Source organism: Collinsella aerofaciens, assembly GCF_019131995.1.
Classification (GTDB): domain Bacteria; phylum Actinomycetota; class Coriobacteriia; order Coriobacteriales; family Coriobacteriaceae; genus Collinsella; species Collinsella aerofaciens_S.
In genome coordinates this window covers 74,962-97,579 of record NZ_JAHONA010000007.1, presented here as the reverse complement: position 1 = coordinate 97,579, position 22,618 = coordinate 74,962, and the positions used below count along the sequence as shown (strand labels likewise).

Below are 22,618 nucleotides of genomic sequence, written 5' to 3'. Positions count from 1 at the left end.
CATCCTCTGGACCGTGTCCCGCTCGTGCCTCGTGAGCCTTCCGTAGGCCCTCGGGACCGCCCTCGCGGAGCCCCTATTCTTCTTTCCGGACATGCCGTCCTCCGATCTCCCGGGGCCGGCCGGTCCGGCCCTCAGGGTATCGGGTTCCCACATTCATCCGCACATGTGCGGATGAATGTGGGAAGTGTTCGGATGAAGTTGATAATCAAGGCGTAAATGCCTATCTTTCCAATTCGACTGGATTTGAGACGCACTACGAGAATTACGCTTATGCTGACGGTGTGGTAATGAGAGCCTTTCGCTTCAAGAAAACGTTGGACATCGAGCACCCTCTTCGCCATATGCTCAAACTATTCAATGATTACTTTCTTGCGGAAAAATCTGGGCGTGGTGGTCTTAATAGTGATAATTTAGGCTATCTCATTGAACAGTTCTGTTATGACGAGGGCGGCTATAAGAAGGGCAAAGATTGGAGATCACTGACCACTGAGTTGGCGAAATATAATCTCGACTATATACCAGGCGTGTCAATTGAATATCTATGCAAAGACGGTGTATATCGTGATATTTCTACGATGTCCCCAGGTACACAGACGAATATCCTGCTGGAATATATAGTCCATACGGATACATCTAGGCCGCTTCTTATCGATCAGCCTGAAGATAATGTTGACAATCAAACGATTTTCAATCAGATAAGAACATGGTTCATCAAGCTCAAACATAAGAAACAAGTTATTGTCGTTACCCATGATGCCAACATCGTCATCAACTCAGATGCCGAGAATGTCGTGATTGCAGAGCAACCGACTCCCGGTAAATTTTACTATAAGTACGGGGCACTTGAGAGTGGCGAAGTAATAGATTGCGCTTCGTTGATATTGGATGGCGGACGCAGTGCCGTGAAGAGAAGGTTGATGAAGTATGGTGAATAATACAATTATCGTAAGGCTTCTGGACGGTAAGGAAATTGAACTTGCTTCTGATTCGCCGGATTTAAAGAGCCTGGTTCAGGCAATCGTGGAAAACCGCGACGCAATAGATCCAGAGAAGATTGTCGTTGAATGCGATGATGAACGCTTTGATTCAGTAGGTTTTGCCGAGATTATTTCTGTTGCGGTGAAGTCGTTTCTTGATGAGTTGAGAATCGATAAGGAAAAGCTCGAGACAGCGCTGTCGGAATTAGAAGAATAGACATAATAATCGTTCTTATTGCGTCGTTAGCTAAGACCTGCTTTGCTTCGACATTGAGTAGTGTTTTTCATGATTTGAATTGGATGCCTTTAGATGCTTGACTAGTAGAATCGGTATGGCAAATCTCAATAAACAAATCCGTTAATACCGTTGCCCGCCTGATAAAGAAGGTGGTATGCATGATGGCTTAAATGTTAAGAACGTTTCCGTCATGGCCGGGTCTGGAGATGAGCAAGAAGGTTTCCGAGGCGAGGGCTCGCTCGACGAGGAGCTCGAACAAGATGGTCACCGTGATGGCGGCGAGAATCATCTCGGAGAAGTCTTTAAAGGTAAAGACCTCGAAGTAGAGGGCAGAGTCGGCTCGACTTGACGTCATGAATAAGGCTGATGCCGAGCAGATTCCTTGAGCGCAATATGGAACGATACTTCTTAATCTTACGTTGATGGCCGGCGCCATCATATTGGGCTGTTTGGATAAAACAACCGTTGCCTGTTCTCTTGTAGGCGGGCTTGCGGCGATTAATGTTCTCAATCTATTTGTGTCCAACCGCTCTTCGAAATAGTGATGCTGCGCTATGATGTCCTAAATGAAAAACGAAGGCGTGCTATAGGCCATCGTTTTGCAAGGGGGTTCCTTCCTAAGGGAGGGCATCCCCTAGTTTTATTTAGATGGAGATTTGGGGAGCGGACATCTGTATTTCTGATCGTTCCTCATTAGTGCCCTATTGGGTTGATGGGCGTTACGGTAAGAGGTTCTCGGTGATACTGTCGTCGTGCACTCTACGTGAGGCGATGACCAAGAAGGGTCGTTGTTCGGTTTTCCGGTAACGACCCTTTGACGTTTCCGCGGCTACTAGGTGTTGTCGTGGATGCCACCTTTGTTGTTAGAACCCTCGATGCGGAGTCGTTATTTCGGAAGTGCGGGGAAATCGAAAACCTCCGAGCACAACTCGAATTTTGACGACAAAACCGCAGGTCGTGGAAGGGTAAGACCAAGGTCTGGTCCCCAGATCTCGGTCTTACCCTGCACTTCCGGATAGACGCAAAAAAGGCGTTAATGCGCCCGATGCGGACCGTCATATAGAGTTGCCAATTGGCAACAAGACGAATATAGTTAGCATTATGCTAACTAAGGGGTGGTTATGAATCGAACCAAGCTCCGACCGACATATTCACTTGACGAAGCGAAGTCTTTGGCTCGCTCGGGAAAGATGATTGTAAATGGTAGGGTGCGCAGACACCTGATGAATCAGTTTGGTTATTTGGACATCGATCATTTCCTTGCTGACCTATTTGATTATCTGAAGCCTGATGATTTTAGAAAATCCATCGCGCTCGATATGGATGGGCCTCTGCATGATGTTTACGCAGATGTCTACGTGTGCCGAGGTTTTGAATGCGAGGATTGGTACGTTAAGTTTTCAATTGATTCCGAAGGAAATGCACATTTAAACGTTTTGTCTGCGAACATCGATGGATACATTCATTAAAGGAGGAGTCATGCGTTGCATGGAATGCGGCAAAGAAATGCAATTTACCACGGCGCCAATGACTGAAATTTACCGTGGAGAGAAAATTACCGTAAAAGGAATTGAGCATTATGTTTGCGAGTGCGGCAACGATGAAATGACTGTTGCAGAGGCGACTAAGCTCGCCCATGCACTTGCCGCGCAATACGCCAAGGCTCATGAGCTTCTATCTCCCTCGGAAATAAAGCATTTGCGCTCAGATCTCGGCTTAACACAGCATGATTTTGAGTCGGTCTTAGGTGTTTCGAAGCCCACGGCCTCTCGTTGGGAGAACGGCGCATCGCAACAATCTATTACTGCCAATACCCTTATGAGGCTCATTCGCGATGTTCCTGAGGTCCGCAGATATCTCGGCTTGTCTCCTCATGAGAGGAGTGCAAGTCTTAGCTCGTCGCTTTTGTCTGTAATACCAGGAGGAAAAGTTCCTGCTTATAGGGATTCTGATCCTTTGGTTGATGAGAATCTCTTCCGATTGGAGATGTAAATGGACTCTCTGAAGAAGCAGCGCATTGAGTCTTCATCGATTACATGCATGTCTAAAAAAGTCGACAGGTTTTCATTTGATGGCGGAATGACCCCTAAGGAGGGAGTTAATAAGTCAGACGGTGAGTTTAACGTTAGAAATGACATAACGAATGCCTTCACTGATGAAAATGGAGCTAGATTTCGGCAGCTCAACCTCGTCATAGAGCTCATTCCCAGCGATGAGGGGCACTATTACCGTTCCGAAATATCCGTGTCCGGTATCTATCGTGCTCCGTCTGATTTAGACGACGAAGCATTTGATAGGGAGGCTCTTAGCTTCGGCATGCAAGACCTGTATTCCTACGCAAGGGGCATTATTGAAAATGTCGCTGCTGGTGGAGTATGGGGGCCGCTTTATCTGCCACAGATTGGATTCACTATTTAGTTCTCCTGGCCCCCACATCCTCTAAAAAAGTTCTTAAAACAGCCTTAAAGGCGCTCCAGCTCGCGTTGACAGCGTAAAATACGCATGTTTGACTATGACAAAAGTGGATTTTAGGGGAGGGGTGCGCCATGGAAGTGCTGGTTGTTGGCAACACCGCATATGTTGACGATGACTTTTGTGCCAAGGCGTTCCCCGGGGACCATGTCCAAGTTGTCGCCGCGCAGGACACGCGTCGCGACGAGTCGTCGCCCCATGCCTCGTGGAAAGAGCTTCTGCAGCACTTGGATCAGGCCTACGAGTTCGACCGCGTGGTCTACCTGTCTAATTACCTTACCCCGCATATCGATAGCGTGGGCGATATCGAGCTGCTGCGTTCGGTCTTTCGCGCCTGCATGGGTCGCCGGATCCAGCTGTTGTATATAGCGGGGCCCGCAGGTGCCGAGGGTGCCGCCGATGCCGCGGGGCGAACGGGCAAGGGCATTATCGCGCACGCAGCCAACGACCTGTGCCGCTACTACGCTGCTCGCGATGGCGTTCAGACCAAGATCCTGCGCGTGCCCTTCCTGTACACTGCCTCCGCCGCGCTGGAAGATCCGTTTTTGGTGCCGTTGTTCGATGCGTGCTCAACTGGATCGGTCGCTCTGCAGGGCGCGCAGGATGCGGCGTTTCCCCTGCTGTGTGCCGAGGAGCTTGCGGTGCTGGTGCGCCGTATCTTCGACAGCTGGGATGGTAACTTTGAGACGCTCGACGTTGCCGATGCCTTCCATCACACGGCGGGTGAAGTGGGCGAGGCTCTTCAGGCGCTGTTCCCAGGGCTTTCAGCTGCCTATGGCGATTCTGCCGGCTACAACCTGCCCGCCAACGACGTCGCTCGCGTGCGCTATGGCTGGTTTCAGCGCTACGACTTGCTGCGCGATCTTTCGACCATTCAAGCGCGTTGGGATGCTGGCCGCGCAAAGAAAGTCAACCCCTTGCGTGCCGCCATCGACCGCATCCAGATGCGCTCGCTGCCCATCAAATGCCTGGAGACGGGCGTTGCCTGGGTTCTGTTCGAGGTGCTGGAGCATCTGTTCTCACAATCGGCCCAGCTCAACGTGCTCGATTATCGCCTGCTCTACGTGGTGTTGATCGGCACGCTGTATGGCTTGGACTTTGGCCTGGTTGCGGCGCTGCTGGCGTCGGTGGGTTTGGCCGCGAGCTACTTTACTCAGTACGGCTATACCTTCCAGGGCCTGTTCTACGAGCCGTCCAACTGGCTGCCGTTTATTGCGTACTTTGTTGTGGGTGCCGTGTGCGGCTATGTTCAGCTGCGCAACAGCGAAGCCATTAGGGCGGAGCGCGATCAAAACGAGCTCGTGCGCAACCGCAATACGTTCCTTACGCAGCTCTACCACGACGCGATCGAGGACAAGCGCGCGTACAGGCGCCAGATCGTGGGTCGCCACGACAGCTTTGGCAAGATCTTTGCCGTGACGCAGGAGCTCGACGTACTCAACCCGCGCGACATCTATCGCAAGTGCTGCGAGCTTCTGGGCGAGATCCTCGAGAACGATTCGGTGGCGATCTACCATGTTTCGGGCGGGGCGTTTGCACGCCTGGTGGCAGCAAGTCCCGCGATTGCCGAAGATGCCGCACGCTCGCTCACGCTCGAGCAGCTTGCACCTCTTTTGGGCGACGGGGGTCGTTCGAACCTATGGGTGAACCGCGAGCTGACGCCGGGGCTTCCCATGTTTGGATACACGATCGAGCGCGACGGGGCACCCGCCGTGTTGATCTTTGTGCGTAGTGCGGCCGAAAACCAAATGACCCTCTATTATCAAAACCTGTTCCGCATCTTGTGCGGGCTGGTCGAAAGCGCGCTGGGCCGTGCCTTTGACTATGAGGCGGTGGCGCAGGATAAACGCTGCGTTGACGGCACTTGCGTGCTCAAGCAGGCTGCCTTTGGCCAAGAGCTCGCGGCGGAGCAGGCGCTGGCAGATAGCAAGATGGGGAGTTTTTTGCTCCTGCGCGTGGTACCGGGCATGGAGCCTGTCGGCGAGCTGGTGGGCGCAATTGGGTCAGCAATCCGCGAGAGCGACGCGGCGGGTTTGGTCGACGGCGACGTGCTCTACCTCCTTATGCGCCAGGCAAAGGCGTGCGATCTGCCCATTATCCGCGAGCGCCTGAGCGCAAAGCATATTGCGGTGGAGCCCGTCGACGGCGAGGACATCGTGGCGCTGTTGCAGCACATCTCTTACACCGGTGACGGTGAGGGGGTGCCGCTTGATCTCGCTTGTCGTTGCTGCCGTCTTGCTGCTGATTCATGCGTTGGTTTGCCTGATGCTGTGGACGCTCATGAAGCTGGGCCTGCTGCCGGTGCGCGGACACATGCTGGCTGTGATAGTGCTGGTGCCGCTGTGGGGCCCGTTGCTGGTGGTTCTGCTATCGGTCCGCAGCGCGGTGTTTGGCGAGGGGCTGAAAGAGTCTGCGCTGGAGTCGCTGCGCTTTAACGACGACCTGCATCGCAATATGTCGGTACCGAGTGGTGAGGACGATGCAGGCGTAGTGCCGCTCGAGGAGGCGCTCATCGTCAATGACCCGGCATTCCGGCGCCGACTTATGCTCTCCATGCTCACCGAGGAGCCCGACGCTTACCTGGCGCAGCTGCAGGCGGCTAAGCTTAACGACGACGTTGAGGTGGCGCACTATGCCGCGACGGCGGTGGCGCAGATCTCCAAGGAGTCCGACCTTAAACTGCAGCAGCTGGAGCGTGCCTTTAAGACGAACCCGAGCGCGCAAAACCTCAACGAATACTGCGATTTTCTTGGTGAGTATTTGAACTCGGGTTTGGCTGAGGGACGCGTGGCTCAGATTCAGCGTCAACAGTACACGCGTCTGCTTGCGCGTCGTTGCGAGCGCGAGGACACCTTTGAGCTGCGCATTCGATATGCGACGGCGCTGGCCGATGTCGGCCAGATCGACGAGGCGCAGGCCGTGACCAACCAACTGGTGCTCGACGTGCCCGAGGAGCAGGAGGTTTGGATGCTTTGCCTGCGCCTGGCGGTGATGCGCCAAGACGGTGACGAGGTCCACCGTGTGATTGATGCAATCGACAAACAGCATGTGTACTTGAGCGCCGCCAACCGTGAGGAGCTGGCTTTTTGGCGCAACGGAGAGGAGGCCCGATGAGCGTGGTTCAGCATATCCGCGACCGTGCGGGCCATTTTCGCTGGATGGGCCTGCTTGTGGTGTGGGCGGTCTTTATTGCCATGGCCGCCGTGCTGCTGGTGGAGCGTGCCGGTGTGCAGTACAGTGCGGGCCAGCATAAGCTGGGGATGCTTGCCGCTAACGATGCGGTGCCGGCCTCCTCGGTTATGTTTGGCCATAAGCCCACATGCCTAGTTATTACCGACTCCGACCAAGCGGACGTCGAGGGCGTAAAGGAACAGTTCGACCAGATTCTGCTCGACATGAAGATCGCGCACCGCGACGTGGACCTTGCCTTGGACGGCGCGGATGCCATTCCCTCGTTGACGTCCTTCGATCGCGTGATTTTGCTCATGCCGTCGCTCGATGGGCTCGGTGCGCACCTGAGCGACATTATGAGTTGGGTGAGTGCCGGCGGTTCGCTTATGCTCGCCATGCCGCCGGATAACTCGAGCTATCTGCAAGTGATTGCCCCCAAGCTTGGCATTGAATCGGCCGGTTATGACTATGTAAAAGCCGAAAGCATTGTGCCGAGCGAGGACTTTATGCTGGGCGGGGGAGAGCGCTACGAGCTCTCGGATCCCTTTGATTCGTCGCTTTCGGTTTCGCTGCGCGAGACGGCGCATTTGTGGGCTAAGACCGGTGATGCGGGCTCGCCGCTCATTTGGTCGAATGATTGTGGTAGCGGACGCACCGTGGTGTGCAATATCGGTGTCTACGACAAGGTCATGCGTGGGTTTTACGCCGCAGCGATCAGCCTGTTGGGCGATGCCACGGCCTACCCCGTCATCAACAGCGCCGTCTTCTATCTGGATGACTTTCCCAGCCCCGTGCCCTCGGGAGACGGCACCTACATCAAGCGCGACTACGGCCTTTCTATCGCCGATTTTTATGCCAAGGTCTGGTGGCCCGACCTGCAAAAACTCGCGCAGCAATACGACATTCGCTATACCGGCGTGATGATCGAAAACTACGAGGACGTGGTCAACCAAACTGAGCCTGCGCGACAGGCCGATACCACGCAGTTCCGCTACTTTGGCGGTATGCTGCTGCAGATGGGCGGCGAGCTGGGCTTTCATGGCTACAACCATCAGCCGCTGGCACTTTGGGACACCGACTATGGCACGCTGTACGACTACAAGACGTGGAAGAACAAGGAGGCGCTCGTCGCATCGCTCAACGAGCTTATCGCCTTCCAGGATGAGGTGCTGCCCAACGCTCACGGTTCGGTCTACGTGCCGCCGTCGAATATCCTTTCGGCCCGCGCGCGCAAGCTTATCAGTACCGATGTTCCGCGTATTAAGACCATTGCCAGTACGTATTTTAAGGATGGCACCGACCTGCCGTACGTGCAGGAGTTTGGCGTGGCGAGCGATGGCATTGTGGAGCAGCCGCGCATTGTTTCGGGCGGCATGGTCGACGATTCCTATATGCGTCTGGCCGCGGTGTCCGAGCTCAACATGCACTACGTGAGTACGCATTTTATGCACCCGGACGACCTTTTGGACCCCGATCGCGGAGCCAAGGAGGGCTGGGAGGTCTACAAGGGCGGCCTGGTCGACTACCTGGAGTGGCTTACCAAATCCGCGCCCGACCTGCGGCACCAGACGGCGTCGGAGTGCTCCGGTGCCATCCAGCGCTTTTCGTCCGTGTCGGTGAGCTTGGATACCAGCGCGGATGCCTGGACGCTCAGCCTGGGCAATTTCCACGACGAGGCGTGGCTCATGTTCCGCGCCAATAATGGCGAGCCGGGTGCGGTGACGGGCGGCGAACTGACGCACCTTACGGGCAATCTGTATCTGCTCAAGGCAAATGATAAGACCGTGACGATCGAGCGCAAGGAGGGTGGCGATAAATGAGAATCTGCTTGGTACTCGAGGGTTGCTACCCCTATGTGCACGGCGGCGTATCTACCTGGATGCATGGCTATATCCAGGCCATGCCCGAGCATGAGTTTGTGCTATGGGTGATCGGCGCACATGCTGCCGACCGCGGCAAGTTTGTCTACGAGCTGCCCGGCAACGTGGTCGAGGTGCACGAGGTGTTCCTGGACGATGCCCTGCGGCTTTCGGGCGAGCAACATGAAGCCAGTTTTAACGACCGTGAGCGCGAGGCGCTACGCCGTCTGGTGTCGCTCTCCAATCCGGACTGGGACGTGTTATTCGATATCTTCCACCGCCGTCGCGTGCATCCGCTCTCGTTTTTGCAGAGCCGAACGTTTATGGACATCTTCCGCGACGTGTGCCTTGCCGAGTACCCCTACACGCCCTTTGCCGACGCATTCCACACCATGCGCTCTATGCTGTTGCCGGTGCTCTACCTGCTGGGCAGCGAGGTGCCGGTTGCCGATGTGTACCACGCTATCTCGACCGGCTACGGCGGCCTGCTCGCCTGCCTGGGCTCAAGCGTTCACCATGCGCCGGTGCTGCTCACCGAGCACGGCATCTATACCCGCGAGCGCGAGGAAGAGATCATTCGCGCCGATTGGGTGGTGCCGTCCTTTAAGGACCGCTGGATTCGCTTTTTCTACCTGCTTTCGGAGGAGATCTACCGCCGCGCCTTCCGCGTGACGAGTTTGTTCCATAACGCCCGCAAGACGCAGATCGATATGGGCTGCGATGCGAGCAAATGCCTAGTCATCCCCAACGGCATCCAGTTCGACCGCTTTAAGGATATTCCCTTAAAGCCCGATGACGGCTGGGTGGACATTGGCGCGGTGGTGCGCCTGGCACCCATCAAGGACGTCAAGACCATGATCTATGCCTTCTTTGAGCTGCACGAGCGCCTGCCCAAGGTGCGCCTGCACATCATGGGCGGCGTGGACGACGAGGAGTACGGCGCCGAGTGCCACGCGCTGGTCGAAACCCTGGGCGTGCGCGACCTGATCTTTACCGGCCGCGTCAACGTGGTCGAGTACATGGAAAAGCTCGACTTTACCATTTTGACGAGCATCTCCGAGGGCCAGCCGCTCAGCGTGCTGGAGTCGCTTGCGGCGCGCCGTCCCTGCGTGACGACTGAGGTGGGCTGCTGTCGCGAGCTTCTCGAAGGCGCCCCGGGCGACGACTTTGGCGTGGCGGGTTTTGTGACGCCGCCCATGTATCGCAAGGGCTTGGCTGATGCCATGGAACGCATGTGCACAAGCCGCGCTCGTCGCATTGAGATGGGGGAGCGCGGCCAGCGTCGCGTTGCCACGTACTTCTTGCACGAGCAGATGCTCGCCAACTATCGCGCGCTGTACGACGAGACGGCGCAAGCGTTTGACCTGCCCAGAGAGGGGGAGTAGCCGGTGGCCGGAATCGGTTTTGAGCTCAAGCGCCTGTTTAGGCGCAAGGGTCTGTTTGCCACGATGCGCGCCTATGGCTACGCCGGCATTGTGTGTACGGGCCCCATGCTGCTGGGCGTGCTGCTCCAGGTGGGTATCTTGGTGCTGTGCGGTCTGTGGGGTGTGGGCCGTGCCAACCAAGATCTGCTGGTGTGCATGGTGACCTATACGCTGCTGGCGTCGCTCACGCTCGCGAGTTTTTTCTCTATGCCGGTCACGCGCTTTTTGGCCGATATGCTTTTTGCCGAGCGCGAGGATGAGATCCTACCTTCGTTTTGGGGCTCCAACGCCATTATGCTCGTTGCGGGCACGGTGCTCTACGGCGTCTTTTTGCTGTTCTCGGGCGCCACGCTGCTGCAGGGGCTGCTGTGTCTGTGGCTGTTCAACATTATGATCGTCAACTGGAACGGCATGAGCTACCTCACGGCCATCAAGGATTACCGCGGCATCCTGTGCAGCTTTGCGGCTGCCATTGGCGTGGCGTGCCTGTGCGCCCTGGCCGCGCTGGCGCTGGGACTGCCGCCGGTCGAGGGCTTGTTGGCGTCAATTGCTCTGGGCTACGGCGTCATGCTCGCCTGGGACGTGGTGCTGCTGTACCGGTATTTTCCTCAGAGCGACCGCAGCCCCTGGCCCTTTTTGCAGTGGCTCGATCAGTTTATGCCGCTGGCGCTCACGGGCCTGTTAACCAATCTGGGACTTTTTGCGCACCTGGTGATTATTTGGGCCGGTCCTATTGGCGTGCAGGTCAAGGGCTTGTTTTATGGTGCGCCCTACTACGATGTGCCGGCGCTCATTGCGTTTTTGACGATCCTGGTCACGACCGTCAACTTTGTGGTCTCGGTCGAGGTCAACTTCTATCCGCGCTACCACGACTACTACAGCCTGTTCAATGACGGCGGCGTGGTGGGCGACATTGTGGTGGCCGAGGAGGAGATGCTCTCCACGCTTAACAGCGAACTGCGCTTTTGTGCGCTCAAGCAGCTGTTTGTGACCGCGGCGGTCATTTCGCTCGAGACCACGGTGCTGTCGGCCCTACCGTTGGGCTTTAACAACCTGATGCACGGGTATTTTCGCACGCTGTGCGTGGGCTATGGCCTGTATGCCGTGGGCAATACGGTGATGCTCATCTTGCTGTACTTTACCGACTATAAGGGAGCCGTGCTGGCTTCGGGCCTGTTTGCCGGTGTGGCCGGGCTGGCGACTGCCGCTTCGTTGCTTTTGCCGCAGCAGTTTTACGGCTTTGGCTTTTTGTTGGGTGCGGCGGTGTTTTTTATCGTGGCGCTGCTGCGGCTCGATACCTATACCTCCAACTTGCCGTATCGTATCCTGAGCCAGCAGCCCATTGTGGCGACCGACAAGACGGGCTGGTTTACCGAACTTGGCCGGGTGCTCGACCGTGTTGAGCAATGCTACGAGGACAAGCGCGCGGGCGGTGAGCCGCGCAGTGCGTTTGAACGTATGGTGGTCCGCCTGTACCAAAAACATTGGGGAGGTTCTGATGATCGATAAGTTGATGTCTCGCCGCTGCCTGATCGAGGCAGCTGCCGGCGCGCTGTTGCTTTCGGGCTGTTCGTCTCAGGACGAATCCTCGACCAAAAAGGTCAAAAAGCAGGACAAGATTAAAAAGGCTGAGGCCTCGGACGGTACCAAGCACCTTCGCGATAAAGATGAGCTGTACGAGGTCTACGACGACTCGGGCATTGTGACCATGTACCTGACGGTCTCGCGCGGCAACAGCTCCGAGAACACCGACCACAGCTGGGCCGAGATCAACACGTACTCGGTGTATGACTATGCCGACATGGGGGTGACGCGCTATCAGGTTATGGGCCTGCTGCAGGCGGGCGACGAAGACGGCCCGGTGGCCGGCGAGGTTGGCTATGGCGAGGAAGCGCCCAATGCCACCGTGCAGGTGCGCGGTCAGACATCGAGCAACAACTCGCAAAAGAATTACAAGGTGGAGCTCAAAAAGGGCAAGGGTACTTGGCGCCAACAGCGCGCGATTGCGCTCAACAAGCACATGGGCGAGGGTATGCGTTTTCGCAACAAGATGGCCTATGACCTTATCCGCGGGATACCCCAGATGATGGGCCTGCGTACGCAGTTTGTGCATCTGTGGGTGTGCGACCAGACCGAAAAGTTCAACGACACCTTTGAGGACTACGGCCTGTTTACGCAGGTGGAGCAGCTCAACAAGACGGCGCTTAAGGCACATGGCCTGGATAAGAACGGGCATCTGTACAAGGTGAACAACTTCGATTTCCATCGCTACGAGGACACCATTAAGCTTGCCGACGATCCCGACTACAACCAGGCAAACTTTGAGGGCATGCTCGAGATTAAGGGCGATTCGGACCACACCAAGCTCATCGAGATGCTCGATGCGCTCAACGACGATACGCAAAAGATCGACGATGTGCTCGACACCTACTTCGATACCGAGAACCTGGTCTATTGGATGGCGTTTCAGATCTTGACGGGCAATTGCGACACGCAGAACCGTAACTGCTATCTGTACAGCCCGCTTAACTCCAAGGTCTGGTACATCCTGGATTGGGATAACGACGGCATGCTGCGCAAGCTCGAGTTGAGCCTGACGGGATTCTCGGATTATGCGAGCTGGGAGCGCGGCGTGAGCAACTACTGGGGCAACGTGCTGTTTAACCGCGCGTTGCGCAGCAAGTCGTTCCGCAGCGAACTCGATAGCGCCGTCAAGGACCTGCGCTCGTATTTGACCGAAGAGCGTCTGAGCAAGATGGTCGAGCATTATCGCGAGGTCACGGAGCCGCTCGTCTTTGCTGCGCCCGACCTGGAGAATCTGCCCGTGACGAAGGACGAATACGAGCAGATTGCCGCGGCGATTCCTTCCGAGATCGAGGAGAACTATAAGAGCTTTCGCGAGAGCTATAAAAAGCCCATGCCGTTCTACATTGGCGTGCCGCAGATCGATAACGGTAAGTTGCGCATCAACTGGGATGCTTCCTACGACTTTAAGGCGCGCGACATTCGCTATACCGTGGAACTTGCGCGCGACTATGCCATAAGCGACGTGGTCTTTAAGGCCGAGGACGTGCTGCTGCCGGAGGTGACGTGCGATGCGCCCGATGCCGGCCAGTACTTTGCGCGCGTGCGCGCCACCAACTCCGACGGCTATACGCAAGATGCGTTTGACTACTATGTGACCGACGGCGGCAAACAGTACGGCATGCTGTGCTTCTATGTCAAGGATGGCGGTAAGGTCGTGGGGGACACGTATGAGGAGGGCTAGCGCGCTGCTTGAGCGCTTGGCGGCTCCGCCTGCGCGAACCACGCAGGAGCGTTACCGCCACGAGCTCAAATATCTCATTAATGAGGGCGAGCATGCCGCACTAGCCTGCCGTATGGCGCCGGTGTTCAAGCTGGATAAGCATGCGCGGGCGGGCGGTTACACCATTCGCAGCCTGTACTTTGACGACTACTGCAACTCGGCCTACGAGGAAAAAGACGCCGGCATTCTCTTGCGAAAAAAGTATCGCGTGCGCATCTATAACGGCAGCGACAAGGTGATTAAGCTCGAGCGCAAAAAGAAGTACGGTAGCTGGATCTACAAGGAGGACGCGCCGCTCACGCGCGACGAGTTTGAGCAGATCCTGGCCGGCGACTACGACTTTTTGCTCAGGAGCCCCTATCCGCTCTGTCGCGAGTTCTACATCGAGTGCATTTGCAACATGATGCGCCCGCGGACCATCGTGGATTACGAGCGCGAGCCGTGGGTGATGGACGAAGGAACCGTGCGTATTACGTTTGACATGAACGTGCGTGCCGCGGTGGGGAGTTTCGATATTTTTGATGCGACCTTGCCCGCATTGCCCGTGCTGGAGCCCGGCAAGCTGGTGATGGAGGTCAAGTTTACGGAGTTTTGCCCGCAGCTGGTGCGCGATATGGTGCCGCCGGGCGCGGCTGAGCTCACGGCGGTCTCCAAGTACTGCCTGTGTTACGAAAAGACCGCCTACCTGCGCGGATTTAATTACTGGGAATCGGATTTTGAGAAACGAGGGGATATTTAGACCATGAGCACCAGGGACTTTTTTAAGAACTCCGTCTTGGAGGCGTTTGGTCAGGTCGACCCTGCCAAGATCGGCCTGTCGCTGCTCGTGGCGCTCGCCATGGGCATCCTGATCTATTGCGTGTACAAGCGCTTTTTTACCGGCGTGGTGTACTCGCGCAGCTTTGCCGTGACGCTCGTGGGCATGTGCGTGCTCACCTGCATGGTCACACTCGCGATCTCGACGAACGTGGTCATCTCGCTCGGTATGGTCGGTGCTCTGTCCATCGTCCGCTATCGTACGGCGGTCAAGGACCCGCTCGACCTGCTATATCTGTTTTGGGCCATTACCACGGGCATTACGGCGGGTGCCGGCATGTATGCGCTCGTGGGGCTCACGGCGGTGGTCATCGTGGTGATGATCGCCGGCTTTGCGAGCCACCAGGACAAGGCGCGCGTGTACATGATGGTCATTCACTACACTGGCCAGAACACTGGCGATGACATCGTGCGTGCATTTGGGCGCACCAAGTTCACCGTCAAGTCCAAGACCATGCGCGGCGACAAGGTGGAGATGGCCGTCGAGGTGTTCTCGGACGGCATGGATATGCCCTATGCCGACGCCATCCGCGCGCTCGACGGCGTGGAAGACCTGACGTTAATCCAATACAACGGCGAATACCACGGGTAACTATGTTCCGGCGTTTTAACAAACGCCGGACCGCTCGACGCTGCGCGGGCATCTGCTCGACCAGGAATTCTATTTACTCAATTTGCTGGCAAGGCAGCTATCATGGTGCTTGTGAATTCGTTGTCAGGGGTGCTTGTGGTAAAGATGAAAGATGTGGCCGAGCTGGCGGGCGTTTCGAGCGCCGCCGTCTCGCGCTACCTCAACGGTGGATATATCTCGGCGGACAAGGCCGAGCGCATTAAGCAGGCGATTGAGCTGACCGGATACGTGCGGTCCAGCCAGGCTCGCGCGCTGCGCACCGGCTCTACCAAGCTCATCGGCGTCATTGTGCCCAAGATCAACTCGGAATCCGTGAGCCGCATTACCGCCGGCATCGGCCAGGTGCTCGGTCGTCGTGGCTACCAGATGTTGCTTGCCAATACCGACAATGCCCCCGATCGCGAGCTCGAATACCTCGATTTATTCCAAAACCACCCGGTCGATGGCATTGTGCTGGTAGCAACCATGATTACCGACGAGCACCGTCGGGCGATTGAATCGTGCCGCGTGCCCATCGTGCTGATCGGTCAGAATGTTGAGGGCGCGGCTTGCGTCTACCATGACGATTACGAGGCTGCCTTTGAGCTGGGCCAGGCGCTCGCGGGTCGGGTAGATGGCAAGATCGCCTACATTGGAGTTACTGAAGAAGACCGCGCGGCTGGTTATGACCGCCGTCGCGGTTTTGAGGCCGGATTGCGCGCCGCGGGCAACCCGCTCGATGCCGCCTTAATTCGCCTGGGCTCGTTTACGCTCGACTCGGGCTATGGTGCGGCGCGTGAACTGCTTTCCGTCGACCCCGATGTTTCGTTTATCGCGTGCGCGACCGACACCATGGCGGCGGGCGCGCTGCGTGCCATCGATGAGGTTCGCGGCATGGGCGAGGGTATACACCGCGTGAGCGGTTTTGGCGACAACGCGTTTTTGCGCGCGCTGACGGGCGGCATTCCCACCGTGCATTATGGCTACCTGACCAGTGGCGTCGAGGCGACCAATATGTTGCTCAACACGCTCGATGGCGTGGAGGGGGAGAGCGGTCTCAAGACGCTCAAACTCGGCCATCAACTTATGAATGTCTAGGCTTTGGGCATGTCTGCCTGCCTTTGAGGCCCCTGTTTTTGCGGTAAAACTACCATTCGCCGGCTTTTTCCTACCGTTCACCCTACTATGAAAACGATTACAGACATATGAAACTGAAAACGATTACAGTGTAAGTGTCAAAGGTAGTCGGGTGCGCATGCACCCGTTGGAGGAAAGGGAAGTCATGGACTACCGCAAATCAGCCCAAGAGGTGCTCGACAACATCGGTGGCGCCGGCAACGTTGTTTCGGCCGCGCACTGCGCCACGCGTCTGCGCTTGGTGATTGCCGATAATGCCAAGGTTGACAAGGAGGCCCTCGAGAATATCGACGGCGCTAAGGGCGTCTTTGAAGCCCAGGGCCAGCTCCAGATTATTTTTGGCACTGGCACCGTTAATAAGGTCTACGAGGAGTTCATCGCGCTCAGTGGCGTCGAGGCTGCCACCAAGGCCGAGGTCAAGGAGGCCGCGGCGCAGCAGCAGAACATCTTTATGCGCGCCATTAAGGTGCTCGGCGACGTCTTTGTCCCCATCATCCCTGCCATCGTGGCCTCGGGTCTGCTGCTGGGCATTATGAGCTCCCTCAACTTTATGGCCTCCAACGGCTTTATCGCGCTCGACACCAATAACTTTATCTACAAGATTGCCGACCTGGTCTCGGGCACGTCCTTTGGCATTCTGCAGATCCTGATCGGTTACTCCGCCGCTAAGGCCTTTGGCGCCAACCCGTATCTGGGCGCCGTTGTCGGTGGTGCGTTCATCAACTCCTCGCTACAGAGCGCCTACACGGTTGCCTCCGAGGGCGTGCAGACCATGGTCAACGTCATCCCCGGTGTGTACAGCTTTGAGTGGGTCGGTTATCAAGGCCACGTTATCCCCATCGTCATCGCCTGCGCTATTCTGGCCTTCCTCGAGAAGCGCCTGCACAAGATCGTTCCCGAGATGTTCGACCTCTTTGTGACCCCGCTCGTCTCGGTGTTCGTGACCGTGCTCGTGACCCTCGTTGCCGTCGGCCCCATCTTCGTGTGGGCCGAGAACGCCATTCTCGGTCTGATTCAGGCCCTGCTCACCCTGCCCTTTGGCATCGGTTCCTTTATCGTCGGCCTGTTCTATGCCCCCACGGTCGTTACCGGTATCCACCAGATGTACACCGCCATCGATCTGGGCCAGCTCGCTCAGTACGGTGTGACCTATTGGCTGCCCATCGCCAGCGCTGCCAACATCGCCCAGGGTGGTGCCGCGCTCGCCGTTGCCTTTAAGACCCGCGATGCCAAGATCAAGGGTCTGGCGCTTCCTTCGGCCCTGTCCGCCTTCATGGGCATTACCGAGCCTGCCATCTTTGGTGTGAACCTGCGCTTCTTTAAGCCCTTCATCGCCGGCTGCATCGGCGGCGGTTGCGGTGCCCTGGTCTGCGCGCTCACTTCGCTGGCTGCCTCCGGCACGGGTGTTACGGGTATCTTCGGTATCCTGCTGTGCCTGGCCCAGCCTGTGCAGTACGCGATTATGTTTGCGATCGCCGCGCTGGTTTCCTTTGCCGTCTCGTTCGTCCTGTACAAGGACGAGCCCAAGGCTTCCGAGCAGGCCTAAGAGCTTTTGACTAAGGAACACCCGCGGGCTGTATGCGCGCGGGTGTTCCCCGCATCTGGCGCCGATCTTTGGCGTCTTGTAGCTTTCGATCCGTTAGGACTTTGATATGTCTAATGCACTTGGTCGCGACCTTGCAAAGCTGGTTGCCGCTGTTGACGCTGCCGCCTCTGAGTGCGGTCATGGCGCGTATGGCCAGCGTTTCCATATTATGCCGCCGGCGGGCTGGCTCAACGACCCCAACGGTCTTTGCCAGGCCGATGGCGTGTTTCACGCGTACTTTCAGTATGCGCCGTTTGATGTCGAGGGTGGCGTTAAGGTCTGGGGCCATGCGGCGAGTCGCGATCTTATGACGTGGGACTACGTTGGCGCCCCGCTGCTGCCCGACGAGCCATTCGATTGCCATGGCGTGTATTCGGGCTCCGCGCTTGCTGAGGACGGCCGCATTCGCGTGCTCTATACCGGCAACGTTAAGCTCCCCGATGCGGACGGCGTCTTTGACTATGTCAACTCCGGTCGTCGCGCCGATACCGTCTATGTAGAGAGCGTTGATGGCCTTGCCGGTCGGGAGTTCAGCCAAAAGCGTGTTGTGCTGGCGTCGGAGGACTATCCCGAGGATTTGACCTGCCACGTGCGTGATCCCAAGGTGTGGCGCGATGATGATGGGCGTTACCACATGGTGCTGGGCGCGCGGCGTCGCGTAGACGGGCCGCATGTCGATAGTCGATTTTGCGCCATGCACGGTGAGGGTGCCGGTCGCGATGTGGGCGAGATTCTTGTGTATGGTTCGATGGATATGCTGAACTGGGAGCTTGAGAGCCGTGTGTCTACGCCCGAGCGTTTTGGCTTTATGTGGGAGTGCCCGGGGTATCTGGAGATTGAGACGGATGGCGGTATACCGGCGAAGTGGCTGTCCTTCTCGCCTCAGGGGCTCGAGGGCGGTCGTTGGGACCGCGGCAATGTGTATGCCGCTGGCTACATGCCTGTAACGGGCGACATCACTGGTGGTGACGGTGCCTATGAGCTGGGGGATTTCCGTCTGTGGGACGCCGGTTTTGACTTCTATGCTCCGCAGGAGTTTACGTCCGAGGACGGTCGCCACATTCTGATCGGCTGGATGGGCATGCCCGATGAGCCGACCTATGGCAACGAACCCACCGTGGCGTGCGGTTGGCAGCACTGCATGACGGTGCCGCGCGAGCTTACGGCCGGTGACGGCGGCGTGGTGCTGCAGCAGCCGGCGCGCGAGATCGAGCGCCATTATGCCTCGGTGCGTGTGGGGGAGGGCTCGTTGGAGGTTGTCGGCGATACCTGCTTTGACGTTGTTGCCGACGGTGTCAACGGCGCGTTCACCGCGACCGTTGATGGCGAGCTGAAGCTGGCGTTTGTGCCCGCCGAGGGCGAACTGCCCTCGCGCTTTGAGATGCGATTTACCGATGAGGGTCGCGCTTCTGCCGGCTGCGGTCGTACCGTGCGCTGGGAGCCCGTCGACGAGGTTCGTAACGTGCGCATTGTTGGCGATGCCTCGTCGGTCGAGGTGTTTGTGAATGATGGCGCGCTCGTGTTTTCGACGCGCATCTATCCTGAGACCTATGGTGTGTCCGTTGACGCTCCGGGTGCGAACGTGACCTACCACGCGCTCAACATCTAGGCGATTCGTCGCATATCGGCGCTATACTGCAGCCGTTGCCCACGATGCGGGAAACATCCGCATCGTGGGTTTTGCTTTTAAAGGGAGGTTGCCATATGGGCGTAGAGCAGCTAGAAGAGGCCTGGGCTTTGAGGGCCGGCTCGCGTGAGGCGCGTCTTGTTGAGGCCCCGCATGTTCCGGCAGCGCTGTCGCTGTTGGGGATTGTACGTCCCGGCGATCGCCTGGTTGCGTTTGCCGATGACTTTGCCGATGCGTTTGCGCACGGCTTTGATGGCCGCGACGTGACTATGGTGGGGGAGCCATCGGCTGCAGCGTTTTCTGCTGCGTCCGAAGGATTTGATGCTTCGTTTGATGCTGAGGGACCGCACCTGTGGTGGTTTGTGAACTCAATCGGTGGCTTTGGCCTGCGTGTGCCCGATCTGCGTGCGCTGGGCCGCGCGGCTCGTGAGGCCCGCGCGCTGCTGGTTGTGGACAACACCGTGGCGTCGGCTTTTGGCTGCGATCCGCTGCGGCTGGGCGCTGCGTTGTCGCTCGAGGCACTCGACCGCGTGTGTGCCGGTAAGGCTCCGCGTAAGCTCGTTGCTGCTTCGGTGGCGCGCTCGCAGCTCAAGCGCCATCGTGTGGATGCTGCTGCCGAGTGCGCGCACGCGCTGCTCGAGGGGTGCGGATTGGCCGCGCTCGACTTGTCCTCCGATGAAGCCGAGGTTCTAGAGCGTGGGCTCGACACGCTCGACACCCGCACGCAGGCACATTTCGACCGCGCCCGTGCGCTGGCTGAATATTTGGCCGCGAACGAGATGGTGCGCAACGTGCGCTATCCCGGGTTGAATTCGCATCCCGACCATGCGGTTGCAACGGGAATCCTCGAGCACGGCTTTGGCCCGGCAGTTGAGTTTGACCTGATTGACTGCACCGCGTGCGAATTCTTCAGCATACTGCCGGACGAATTCCGCACATCGCCCGCCGGCGGCGCAACGACGCGCCTTTCGGCTCCGCGTGGCAAGCAGGGGAGCACCATCCGCCTCTTTGCCGGCACCGACAACCCCTTGATCGTGGCCGCCACCCTAGACAACGCCCTCCGCAAGTAGCTAATCGGGGCCTGTGCCACGAAAACGGCCTATTTACTACGTTTAAGCCATAGGGGTCGACCATGCCCGCCTATTTTGAAAATCACCAAGCTGTCTATCAGCGGTTTTAATTTCATAATGTCCGGTATGGTCGAGGGTATTCAGCCAAACGTAGTAGATGGGCCCGTTTTGTGGCGCGAGCCTCAATCCGAGGGTGCGGTGGACAACAATTCAGCCCCAAAAGGACTACTCTGCATTGATGCTGGCGATGAGGGCGTCGGCTTTTGTGGCGATGACGTTGTTGATGTCGGCCTGGAGGGTTTCGTAGACTTCGATGGCTCGCTCGCCGGCGGGGGTGAGGGTGGATCCGCGGGCGCCGTCGCGCTCGATGAGCTTGCAGCCCAGCTGTCCTTCAGCCTCATTCACGATGCGCCAGGCCTTGGAATACGCCATGCCCATGCTCTTGGCGGCGCGGTTCAGCGAGTGCTCGCGGGCAATACCCTGCAGCAGCAAGACGCAGCCGTGACCAAACACGCCCGGCAGATCTTTGTCGCACGCTTGAATGACCAACTTTGCCGTCGTCTTGTACTCCATACGCTCCACGTCTCCCCGCTAAAGTGTTTGCTGGGCAAACGCAAAGCCTGCGTCAAGCCCTCGTGTGCTCTTCTTAAATCATGCATTGTAGCAGTCAAAGTGCGTTAAGATACTTCGCCAGTATTGGGCGCCCAAGGTTGGGCTGGGTCCTACGAGGCCTGCAGCCGACCGGTCGCATGGAAAAAGGAGAAACATGGCTACGTTCTTTCCCGGTGAGTCCCACACGTTTTCGGAGTATCTGCTGGTCCCTGGTTACTCGTCCTCGCAGTGCATCCCCAACAACGTCTCTCTCAAGACGCCGCTAACCCGCTTCAAGCGCGGTGAGAAGCCGGCAATCACCCTGAACATCCCCATGGTTTCCGCCATCATGCAGTCCGTCTCGGGCGTCGACATGGGTGTCGCGCTCGCTACCGAGGGCGGCCTGTCCTTCATCTACGGTTCCCAGAGCGCCGAGTCCGAGGCCGCCATGGTCAAGGCCGTCAAGGATCACAAGGCTGGCTTTGTTCAGTCCGATTCCACGCTGACCCCCGATATGACCATGGAACAGGTCATCGAGCTCAAGGAGAAGACCGGTCACTCCACTATGCCGGTTACCGACGACGGCACTCCCAAGGGTAAGCTCCTGGGCATCGTCACCAGCCGTGACTATCGCCCCAGTCGCGATGACCACCAGACGAAGGTCTCCGAGTTCATGACCCCGCGTGAGCAGCTCATCGTGGGCGACAAGAACATTAGCCTCAAGGTTGCCAACGACGTCATCTGGGACAACAAGCTCAACGCCCTGCCCATCGTCGACGACAATGATCACCTTATGGGCATCGTCTTCCGCAAGGACTACGACAGCCACAAGACCAACCCCAACGAGCTGCTCGACGGCGATAAGCGCTACATGGTCGGCGCCGGTATCAACACCCGCGACTATGCCGAGCGTGTGCCGCTGCTCATCGAGGCCGGCGCCGATGTCCTGTGCATCGACTCTTCCGAGGGCTTCAGCGAGTGGCAGAAGCGCACCATCGAGTGGATTCGCGCCAACTACGGCGAGGACGTCAAGGTCGGTGCCGGTAACGTCGTCGACGCCGAGGGCTTCCGCTTCCTGGCCGACTGCGGTGCCGACTTCATCAAGGTCGGTATCGGCGGCGGTTCCATCTGCATCACCCGTGAGACCAAGGGCATCGGCCGTGGCCAGGCCACCGCGCTGATCGACGTCTGCCGCGCCCGTGACGAGTACTACGAGGAGACCGGCGTCTACGTGCCCGTGTGCTCCGACGGCGGTATCGTCTACGACTACCACATGACGCTCGCCCTTGCCATGGGTGCCGACTTTATGATGCTGGGCCGCTACTTCGCCCGCTTCGACGAGAGCCCGACCGAGCGCGTCAACGTCAACGGCCAGTACATGAAGGAGTACTGGGGCGAGGGTTCTGCGCGTGCCCGCAACTGGCAGCGCTACGACCTGGGTGGTGCCGCGAAGCTCAGCTTCGTCGAGGGCGTCGACTCCTACGTTCCCTACGCTGGCTCCCTCAAGGACGGCGTGGGCGGCACGCTTTACAAGGTTAAGTCCACGATGTGCAACTGCGGTGCCCTCTCGATCCCCGAGCTCCAGGAAAAGGCACGCCTGACCCTGGTCAGCTCCACCTCCATCGTCGAAGGTGGCGCCCACGATGTCGTAGTGAAAGACTCCCAGCAGTCTGTGTCTTATCGATAGGATAAGAGCTGCACATAAAGGTTGAGTATCAACCACGTTATTTAGAT

Annotated in this window: 20 protein-coding genes; 18 read left to right on the top strand and 2 right to left on the bottom strand. The window is 57.7% G+C overall.

Annotated features, from left to right (window positions below; translation table 11 throughout):
• Positions 1-287: 287 nt before the first annotated feature.
• Together KSY82_RS03810 and KSY82_RS03805 are read left to right on the top strand one after the other, a co-directional pair.
• The gene (locus KSY82_RS03810) at positions 288-935 is read left to right on the top strand and encodes a hypothetical protein (RefSeq protein ID WP_217750086.1); all 648 of its coding nucleotides are present in this window, start codon (positions 288-290) and stop codon (positions 933-935) included.
• Positions 925-1,194 (top strand): hypothetical protein, encoded by a 270-nt coding sequence (locus KSY82_RS03805; protein ID WP_195361915.1) that lies wholly within the window; start codon positions 925-927, stop codon positions 1,192-1,194. Before KSY82_RS03810 ends, KSY82_RS03805 begins: the two co-directional genes overlap by 11 nt.
• 187 nt (positions 1,195-1,381) lie before the next feature.
• Here KSY82_RS03805 and KSY82_RS03800 read toward each other — a convergent pair whose 3' ends face one another.
• Positions 1,382-1,570 (bottom strand): hypothetical protein, encoded by a 189-nt coding sequence (locus KSY82_RS03800; protein WP_195361916.1) that lies wholly within the window; start codon positions 1,568-1,570, stop codon positions 1,382-1,384.
• Between the two features lie 766 nt (positions 1,571-2,336).
• Between KSY82_RS03800 and KSY82_RS03795 the strand changes: the two genes are divergently transcribed.
• The 15 genes from KSY82_RS03795 (at position 2,337) to KSY82_RS03725 (ending at position 20,293) form a co-directional block, all read left to right on the top strand.
• On the top strand, positions 2,337-2,684 hold the full coding sequence (locus KSY82_RS03795) for a type II toxin-antitoxin system MqsR family toxin (RefSeq protein WP_195620685.1): 348 nt from the start codon (positions 2,337-2,339) through the stop codon (positions 2,682-2,684).
• 10 nt (positions 2,685-2,694) lie between these two features.
• On the top strand, positions 2,695-3,207 hold the full coding sequence (locus KSY82_RS03790) for a type II TA system antitoxin MqsA family protein (RefSeq protein ID WP_217750085.1): 513 nt from the start codon (positions 2,695-2,697) through the stop codon (positions 3,205-3,207).
• A complete protein-coding gene (locus tag KSY82_RS03785) occupies positions 3,208-3,633 on the top strand; it encodes a protein-export chaperone SecB (protein WP_217750084.1) in 426 nt (141 codons plus the stop codon).
• A gap of 128 nt (positions 3,634-3,761) precedes the next feature.
• A complete protein-coding gene (locus KSY82_RS03780) occupies positions 3,762-6,122 on the top strand; it encodes a DUF4118 domain-containing protein (protein WP_217750083.1) in 2,361 nt (786 codons plus the stop codon).
• Entirely contained in the window at positions 6,046-6,801 is a 756-nt protein-coding gene (locus KSY82_RS03775) for a hypothetical protein (RefSeq protein WP_217750082.1), read from the top strand. Before KSY82_RS03780 ends, KSY82_RS03775 begins: the two co-directional genes overlap by 77 nt.
• Positions 6,798-8,678, top strand: a complete 1,881-nt coding sequence (locus KSY82_RS03770; protein ID WP_217750081.1) for a DUF2194 domain-containing protein — start codon at positions 6,798-6,800, stop codon at positions 8,676-8,678. Before KSY82_RS03775 ends, KSY82_RS03770 begins: the two co-directional genes overlap by 4 nt.
• The gene (pelF, locus tag KSY82_RS03765) at positions 8,675-10,102 is read left to right on the top strand and encodes a GT4 family glycosyltransferase PelF (RefSeq protein ID WP_217750080.1); all 1,428 of its coding nucleotides are present in this window, start codon (positions 8,675-8,677) and stop codon (positions 10,100-10,102) included. The genes KSY82_RS03770 and pelF overlap by 4 nt, the downstream gene beginning before the upstream one ends.
• A 3-nt stretch (positions 10,103-10,105) precedes the next feature.
• Entirely contained in the window at positions 10,106-11,650 is a 1,545-nt protein-coding gene (gene pelG / locus KSY82_RS03760) for an exopolysaccharide Pel transporter PelG (protein ID WP_368042029.1), read from the top strand.
• Positions 11,640-13,409: a CotH kinase family protein gene (locus KSY82_RS03755; RefSeq protein WP_217750079.1), complete on the top strand. Its 1,770-nt coding sequence runs from the start codon at positions 11,640-11,642 to the stop codon at positions 13,407-13,409. Before pelG ends, KSY82_RS03755 begins: the two co-directional genes overlap by 11 nt.
• Positions 13,396-14,187, top strand: a complete 792-nt coding sequence (locus KSY82_RS03750; protein ID WP_217750078.1) for a polyphosphate polymerase domain-containing protein — start codon at positions 13,396-13,398, stop codon at positions 14,185-14,187. The genes KSY82_RS03755 and KSY82_RS03750 overlap by 14 nt, the downstream gene beginning before the upstream one ends.
• 3 nt (positions 14,188-14,190) lie before the next feature.
• Entirely contained in the window at positions 14,191-14,856 is a 666-nt protein-coding gene (locus KSY82_RS03745; protein ID WP_254881705.1) for a DUF4956 domain-containing protein, read from the top strand.
• Positions 14,857-15,000: 144 nt separating this feature from the next.
• Complete coding sequence (locus KSY82_RS03740) at positions 15,001-15,972, top strand: LacI family DNA-binding transcriptional regulator (protein WP_254881712.1); 972 nt, start codon at positions 15,001-15,003, stop codon at positions 15,970-15,972.
• Positions 15,973-16,156: 184 nt separating this feature from the next.
• Positions 16,157-17,557: a PTS transporter subunit EIIC gene (locus KSY82_RS03735; RefSeq protein WP_254881704.1), complete on the top strand. Its 1,401-nt coding sequence runs from the start codon at positions 16,157-16,159 to the stop codon at positions 17,555-17,557.
• Between the two features lie 106 nt (positions 17,558-17,663).
• On the top strand, positions 17,664-19,205 hold the full coding sequence (locus KSY82_RS03730; protein WP_217750075.1) for a glycoside hydrolase family 32 protein: 1,542 nt from the start codon (positions 17,664-17,666) through the stop codon (positions 19,203-19,205).
• A gap of 95 nt (positions 19,206-19,300) precedes the next feature.
• Positions 19,301-20,293, top strand: a complete 993-nt coding sequence (locus KSY82_RS03725; protein ID WP_217750074.1) for a PLP-dependent transferase — start codon at positions 19,301-19,303, stop codon at positions 20,291-20,293.
• Positions 20,294-20,518: 225 nt separating this feature from the next.
• Here KSY82_RS03725 and KSY82_RS03720 read toward each other — a convergent pair whose 3' ends face one another.
• A complete protein-coding gene (locus KSY82_RS03720; protein ID WP_217750073.1) occupies positions 20,519-20,866 on the bottom strand; it encodes a winged helix-turn-helix domain-containing protein in 348 nt (115 codons plus the stop codon).
• A 193-nt stretch (positions 20,867-21,059) separates the two neighbouring features.
• Between KSY82_RS03720 and KSY82_RS03715 the strand changes: the two genes are divergently transcribed.
• Entirely contained in the window at positions 21,060-22,571 is a 1,512-nt protein-coding gene (locus tag KSY82_RS03715) for an IMP dehydrogenase (protein ID WP_055251158.1), read from the top strand.
• Positions 22,572-22,618: the final 47 nt, after the last annotated feature.

Excerpts from the sequence above, each read along its gene's own strand:
- KSY82_RS03730 (WP_217750075.1), top strand. The coding sequence starts at position 17,664 with ATGTCTAATGCACTTGGTCGCGACCTTGCAAAGCTGGTTGCCGCTGTT.
- KSY82_RS03780 (WP_217750083.1), top strand. The coding sequence starts at position 3,762 with ATGGAAGTGCTGGTTGTTGGCAACACCGCATATGTTGACGATGACTTT.
- KSY82_RS03725 (WP_217750074.1), top strand. The coding sequence starts at position 19,301 with ATGGGCGTAGAGCAGCTAGAAGAGGCCTGGGCTTTGAGGGCCGGCTCG.
- KSY82_RS03720 (WP_217750073.1), bottom strand. The coding sequence starts at position 20,866 with ATGGAGTACAAGACGACGGCAAAGTTGGTCATTCAAGCGTGCGACAAA.
- pelF (WP_217750080.1), top strand. The coding sequence starts at position 8,675 with ATGAGAATCTGCTTGGTACTCGAGGGTTGCTACCCCTATGTGCACGGC.
- KSY82_RS03715 (WP_055251158.1), top strand. The coding sequence starts at position 21,060 with ATGGCTACGTTCTTTCCCGGTGAGTCCCACACGTTTTCGGAGTATCTG.
- KSY82_RS03785 (WP_217750084.1), top strand. The coding sequence starts at position 3,208 with ATGGACTCTCTGAAGAAGCAGCGCATTGAGTCTTCATCGATTACATGC.
- KSY82_RS03805 (WP_195361915.1), top strand. The coding sequence starts at position 925 with ATGGTGAATAATACAATTATCGTAAGGCTTCTGGACGGTAAGGAAATT.
- KSY82_RS03795 (WP_195620685.1), top strand. The coding sequence starts at position 2,337 with ATGAATCGAACCAAGCTCCGACCGACATATTCACTTGACGAAGCGAAG.
- KSY82_RS03745 (WP_254881705.1), top strand. The coding sequence starts at position 14,191 with ATGAGCACCAGGGACTTTTTTAAGAACTCCGTCTTGGAGGCGTTTGGT.
- KSY82_RS03800 (WP_195361916.1), bottom strand. The coding sequence starts at position 1,570 with ATGACGTCAAGTCGAGCCGACTCTGCCCTCTACTTCGAGGTCTTTACC.
- KSY82_RS03770 (WP_217750081.1), top strand. The coding sequence starts at position 6,798 with ATGAGCGTGGTTCAGCATATCCGCGACCGTGCGGGCCATTTTCGCTGG.
- KSY82_RS03790 (WP_217750085.1), top strand. The coding sequence starts at position 2,695 with ATGCGTTGCATGGAATGCGGCAAAGAAATGCAATTTACCACGGCGCCA.
- KSY82_RS03810 (WP_217750086.1), top strand. The coding sequence starts at position 288 with ATGAGAGCCTTTCGCTTCAAGAAAACGTTGGACATCGAGCACCCTCTT.
- KSY82_RS03750 (WP_217750078.1), top strand. The coding sequence starts at position 13,396 with ATGAGGAGGGCTAGCGCGCTGCTTGAGCGCTTGGCGGCTCCGCCTGCG.
- KSY82_RS03735 (WP_254881704.1), top strand. The coding sequence starts at position 16,157 with ATGGACTACCGCAAATCAGCCCAAGAGGTGCTCGACAACATCGGTGGC.
- KSY82_RS03755 (WP_217750079.1), top strand. The coding sequence starts at position 11,640 with ATGATCGATAAGTTGATGTCTCGCCGCTGCCTGATCGAGGCAGCTGCC.
- KSY82_RS03740 (WP_254881712.1), top strand. The coding sequence starts at position 15,001 with ATGAAAGATGTGGCCGAGCTGGCGGGCGTTTCGAGCGCCGCCGTCTCG.